Raw genomic sequence first — 6,372 nt, 5'->3', positions numbered from 1 at the left:
TGGGATTAAAATTGATTATTCCCACTCTAAGACAGACTATTTTAGAAGAATAGTATTTGTTCAGTAGACACTACTTAATAGTTTCTTTATAATAGAATGTAAGAAAAAATTGTGAAATAGCTAGCAATCAATTATTATTAAAAGATAATGAGTGGAATTCTGTTTGCAAATGAAAACTTTTACTTTTTATTACAGATAACCGTCTGTAAAATGCCTGCCTTAAAATAAAGGAAAGAAGTAAATCAATTTAGGCGGGAGATCAGGTGAGCTAATGTCTTGATTCACCCGGCCCAACACGACGTTGGCCACACAAGCGTTTTCACCAATGTCTTCGGTGGGACGAGTAACCGCAGCAATGTTGTCAGGTTAGTAAAGTTTAATATATATAAAGTGATTAGTCAGCGAAAGAAAAATATGGAGACTCCTCGAAAATAAAAAGCAATTTTCTTCGTGCGATGTCTCGCTGACGAAGCTTTCCTTGTCCTATGGGAATAGCTCAAGCCACGCCCATGGAAAGCGTAGTGTTTTTCTGTAGCGGCGTATTAACTTGACAACATTGGTAACCGCAGTCCCAACATCTGGGGTTGCGATTACTCACTCCATCGAAAGGACTTGCATGACTTACATCCTGTAGGCCTAACGCCCACTGATTGAAGTTTCGTTTTATAATGAAAGGCATCGTAAAAAAGAAAGATTTTATAAGGAGGGGATTGTATGGGGAAAATGGTATATGCAGGATTTGATGTTGGTTCAACGACGATTAAACTTGTTGTCATCGATCGTCATGAACAAATATTATTTAAAAAATATGCACGCCATTATTCCGATATAAAACAAGCAATTAAAGAACTATTGCATGAAGCAACAGAGGTTTTTCATAATCAACCGATTCAATTGAAAATTACTGGTTCAGGTGGTATGGCTTTAGCAGAAGTATTAGAAATAAGTTTTATTCAAGAAGTAATTGCTTGTACTAAAACAGTCGAACGATGGATTCCAGAAACGGATGTTGCGATTGAACTAGGTGGGGAAGATGCAAAGATTACATTCTTTGAGGGAACGCTCGATCAACGTATGAACGGATCTTGTGCTGGTGGAACCGGTGCTTTTATCGACCAAATGGCAACATTGTTAGATACAGATCCAAGCGGATTGAATGAGTTAGCAAAAACCTATCAAAAAATTTATCCCATCGCATCTCGCTGTGGTGTGTTTGCTAAAAGTGATGTTCAACCATTGATTAATGATGGCGTGAGAAAAGAAGATATTGCAGCCTCAATATTTCAAGCAGTTGTCAATCAAACGATTACAGGGTTAGCTTCTGGTCGTAAAATTAAAGGGAATGTAGCACTGCTTGGTGGCCCACTGAACTTTTCAAGTGAATTAAGACAGCGCTTTATTGAAACATTAAAATTAACAAAGGATCAAGTTATTTTTCCAGATAACTCACAGTATTTTGTTGCGATTGGTGCTGCACTTGATGCGAAAAATGAAAAACAAACGAGTTTTCATCAGCTAAAGAAAAAGTTGTTTTCAGAACAACTTCAAGTACTTCAGCCGATTCATGCACTTGAGCCGCTATTTGAAAATGAAGAAGAGTTAGCCACTTTTCGAGCCCGTCATAAAAAGGCAACTGTTAATCAAGCCATATTATCAAATTACCAAGGATCGATATTTTTGGGGATTGATGCCGGCTCAACAACGACAAAGGCTGTCGCAATCAATCCTTCTGGAGATGTCTTGTGGACCTTTTATGATTCAAATGATGGTGATCCACTTAAAAAGACAATGGATATTTTATTAAAACTTTATCAAGACATGCCTGAAGATGTCTATATTAGTCGAGCGGTGAGTACAGGTTACGGCGAGTCTTTAATCAAGCATGCTCTAAAAATTGATCAAGGTGAAGTTGAGACAGTTTGTCATTATAAAGCAGCTAATCACTTTCAACCGGGTGTTGATTTTATTCTCGATATTGGCGGTCAAGACATGAAGGCAATGACGATTGAAGATGGTGTATTAACGTCAATTCAGTTAAATGAAGCTTGTTCTTCAGGCTGTGGTTCTTTTATTGAAACATTCGCAAAGTCATTGAATACAACAGTAGAAGAATTTGCCGAGGTGGCATTGAAAGCAAAAGCTCCAGTTGATCTAGGTTCGCGCTGTACTGTGTTTATGAATTCCAAAGTAAGGCAAACGCAAAAAGAAGGGGCATCTATTGCAGATATATCTGCGGGTCTTTCTATTTCTGTAATAAAAAATGCTTTATATAAGGTTATTAAAGTAAAAGAACCAAGTCAATTAGGAAAGAGAATCGTTTGTCAAGGTGGCACTTTTAATAATGAATCTGTACTTCGAGCGTTTGAAAAGATTTCGAAACGCGAAGTGATTCGTCCAAATCTTGCTGGATTAATGGGTGCGTTCGGGGCAGCTCTGATTGCATATGAACAATCAGAGCCAGAGGGCGTATCTACACTTCTTACAGCTGAAGAAATCGAAAACTTTTCACTGACAAAGAAGTATGCCCGGTGTATGTTATGCGAAAACAGGTGTGCCTTAACGATCTCTATTTTTTCTGATGGTCGACGTTTTATTACTGGAAACCGTTGTGAAAAAGGAGCGAAAGCACAGTATCCAAATGTAAGCTCAAAAGTCAATTTATATAATTATAAATACAAGCGTCTTTTTGATTACCAACCAATCGATAAAGAGGAAGCAAGGGGAGTAGTTGGTTTACCTCGAGGGTTAAATATGTATGAGCATTATCCACTTTGGTTTACTTTCTTTACTCACTTAGGTTTTCATGTTCAGGTATCGAGGAAGTCTTCTAAAAAAATATATGAGAGTGGCATTGACTCAATGCCAGATGATACAGTTTGTTTTCCAGCTAAAATGATGCATGGCCATATCAATCAGCTAATTGATCAAGATCCTGATTTTATTTTTTATCCGAGTATTAATTATGAAAAACAAGAAGATGATTCAGTGGTCAATAACTATAATTGTCCCGTTGTTATTTCATACCCAAGTGTGATTAAAAATAATATTGATTCAATTATCGATCAAACAGTTAACTACTATACCCCTCATTTAAATTTAATGAAGCCAAAACATGTTCACTATGTTCTCCATCAAATTTTAAAGGATTATCGGATTACTTTGCAAGAAGTAAAAGATGCTTATCAAGCTGGAGAGCAAGAAATAGAACGTTACCGTCAAGATATTCAAAAACAAGGGGAGAATTTATTAAAAGAGTTAGCTCAAACGGGAGAAAAAGCAATTGTTCTCGCTGGTCGCTCATACCATATTGATCCGAAAATTAATCACGGTATTGCTAATGTTCTGACTCAGGAAGGTTTTCACGTTTTAACAGAAGATAGCGTGAGTCACCTAGAGTCTGTTGACCATTTAAGGGTGATTAATCAATGGACCTATCATTCTCGCCTTTATGCAGCTGCAAGAGCTGTCACAAAATTTGATCAATTGGAACTTGTTCAACTTAATTCATTTGGTTGTGGTATTGATGCGATTACTGCTGAACAAGTTGAGGAAATATTACGAAGTGAAGGAAAAATTTATACTCAATTGAAAATTGATGAAGTGACTAACTTGGGTGCTGCTAGAATTAGAATCCGTTCACTTAAAGCAGCCATTCAAAAGCGAGAAGGCCATGCGTTTAAAAAGATAAAACAACCAGTAGAAAAGATAAATTTCACAAAAGATAAAAAAGCAACACATACAATTTTATTGCCATTATTAAGTCCAATTCATCAAGAGGGTCTTATCGATGAGGCCTTACGTGCATCGGGTTATAATGTTGTCCAGTTAACAGATGAAACGGGTAAACAAGGAATTGACCAAGGTTTAACTTATGTTAATAACGATGCTTGCTTCCCTGCTATTATCACGATTGGTCAATTAATCGATGCATTGAAAAGTGGTCAATATGATCTTGATCATACATCTGTGTTATTGACACAGACGGGTGGAGGATGTCGCGCAAGTAACTATATCCCATTGCTTAGAAAGGCTTTAAAAGATGCAGGGTTTGCTAATATTCCAGTTGTTCCATTAACAGCTGGAAATAAGGGGACTGAAAAAAGTGGCCTAAATATAACATTATCTTTAGTAAAAAGGCTTTGCCTAGCAATGCTTTATGGTGATTTATTTCAAAAACTTGTTTATCAAACACGCCCTTATGAAAAGGAATCAGGCAGTGTTAATCAATTACATCAAAAATGGATTAAGCGTGTCCAATCAAATCTAAAGGAAGCTAAACTTAAACGGTTTAATCAACATGTGAAACAAATTATAAAAGACTTTGACCAAATACAGATCTATGATCAAGAAAAACCTAAAGTTGGGATTGTCGGAGAAATTTTGGTAAAGTATTCACCGACGGCTAATAATGATATTGTTAGCTTATTAGAAAAAGAGGGTGCTGAAGTTGTTAGTCCAGAACTAAGTGGTTTTATTAACTACACACTCTATAATATGCAATGGCGTGCAGATCATTTAGGTTTTAACAAAGGAAAAAAGTGGCTCTCTAAATTAGTGATAGAAATACTTGAACAAATTGAAAAACCAATGAATCAAGCACTTCATAATTCTATTCGCTTTGAACCATTTGAATCGATTTATAAAGTAGCAGAAGGAGCGAAAACGATTTTATCAATTGGAAATCATACGGGAGAAGGTTGGTATTTAACAGGTGAAATCGTTCAGTTTTTAAAAGGAGATGTCAATAATGTGATTATCATGCAACCATTCGGCTGTTTACCTAATCACGTGGTTGGGCGAGGGATGATGAAAGAAATCAAACGACAACATCCCAAAGCAAATCTTACGGCGATTGACTATGATCCAGGAGCTTCACTCGTTAATCAATTAAATCGGATTCGTTTGATGCTGTCACAGACAAATACAAAGCCAACGAAAGAAACAGTCAAGCAACAGACTGCAACAATTGATTCATTCTAATAACACTAAAAATCTGCTTGATCAAATCTTAAATAGGATTAGAGCAGATTTTTTAATTTGAGTAAACTGAAATCGTCAGAAAAATCACAATATTATTGATAATTGAAAATAAACTATATAAAGTGACAATAAAGGCTCAATAAGCTAAATAAAAAGGAAAGTTATCTTACATGAGAAAAATATTCAATATTTTAGCTTTTTCAGTTGTTTTAATAACACTAATAGGTTTGTTTCCACCAGTAACATCAGCTGCTCCAATTGATTGCCGACCATTTGTTATGGATCTATACACTATAAAGAGTAAGTCTTTATGACTATAGAATTCAATGTGGTCCAGGATACTAACAACTTGAGGCTCAATAAAATCTGGTGCAAGGCACACAGGTAGTAGAAATCATGTGAATAATTAGCTGAAGTCAGGAGGGCAAAATCAAGCATGGAGAGATTTTCTAAAGGATGCCTGGTTCCGAGCGTAGCGTAGGTAATAGACATTATATAAAAACATCTGAAGGGAGAACGGTTACTTATTATAGATCAAACTCAATAAGAGATTAGAATTCGTCATATTCAGGTAGCCACCATATGACAGATAACATAAGGTTTCCATAACTACTCGAGGTGATAAATATAATGAATTCAAATAAAAGAGAAAAATTAATGACTTACTACCCCAATAATAGCCCTAGTGATTGGGATAATCATGATGTAGGTATTCAAGAAATTATTCGGAAAAATCATATGTTAAAAATAAGTTTAGAAAATAAAAAAGGTTATTTACTAGATATTATTTATGATGACCCTGAACATGTCTGTCCACTAGAATATGTCGTTTGGGCTTTTAGATACAATACTGAACTAGGTGATGCATTTTTAAGAAATAGACAAATGAACCAAGCGAAAGAAAGAGATGCAAAATCGTTTTCTTTTTTAAAGGTTTTAAATTCTGATTATATTAGGGAGTTCGACCAACATCCAATAGCAAATAAACAATTCTATCCTGATGTTGAACATCATTTATTTGCAACAGGAGATGAAGTTTTTGAAGTCATATCAAACTATGAACCGAAGCTTTTAAAAAGGAATAAGAAATAAATTTTTCATTTCGGGTTTATGGGAGTTGGTTCTAAAGGTAGGTCTAGATGGTAATGTAGGAGAGGTATCAAAATTAGTGACTCTAATCAATCTTATCTGTTTAGTTATAGAAGAATTATTAAGCTTAAAATGCGATTACTGCATAGTTAACAGTAATCATAAATTGAAAAAATAATGTTGACATTTCTTTTAAACGTGCTAATATAAATAAAAATTCTAAATTATTTGACCTGCATTATTCATAACTTGATTTTTTATAGGTGATTTGCCCATTAAATTGCCAAAAGTGAATGCCAGTTA

Annotated in this window: 2 protein-coding genes; both read left to right on the top strand. The window is 35.1% G+C overall.

What is annotated here, in order from left to right:
* Window positions 1-714: 714 nt before the first annotated feature.
* Window positions 715-4,980 carry an acyl-CoA dehydratase activase-related protein gene (locus ABD814_RS11550; RefSeq protein WP_344913308.1) on the top strand — a complete coding sequence of 1,422 codons (4,266 nt, stop codon included), beginning with the start codon at window positions 715-717 and terminating at the stop codon, window positions 4,978-4,980.
* A gap of 630 nt (window positions 4,981-5,610) precedes the next feature.
* Entirely contained in the window at window positions 5,611-6,072 is a 462-nt protein-coding gene (locus tag ABD814_RS11545) for a hypothetical protein (protein ID WP_344913307.1), read from the top strand.
* Window positions 6,073-6,372: the final 300 nt, after the last annotated feature.

The sequence above is a fragment of the Amphibacillus indicireducens genome (assembly GCF_039539605.1).
In the GTDB taxonomy this organism is placed as follows: domain Bacteria; phylum Bacillota; class Bacilli; order Bacillales; family Amphibacillaceae; genus Amphibacillus; species Amphibacillus indicireducens.
This window is presented reverse-complemented; position numbering and strand designations above follow the sequence as displayed.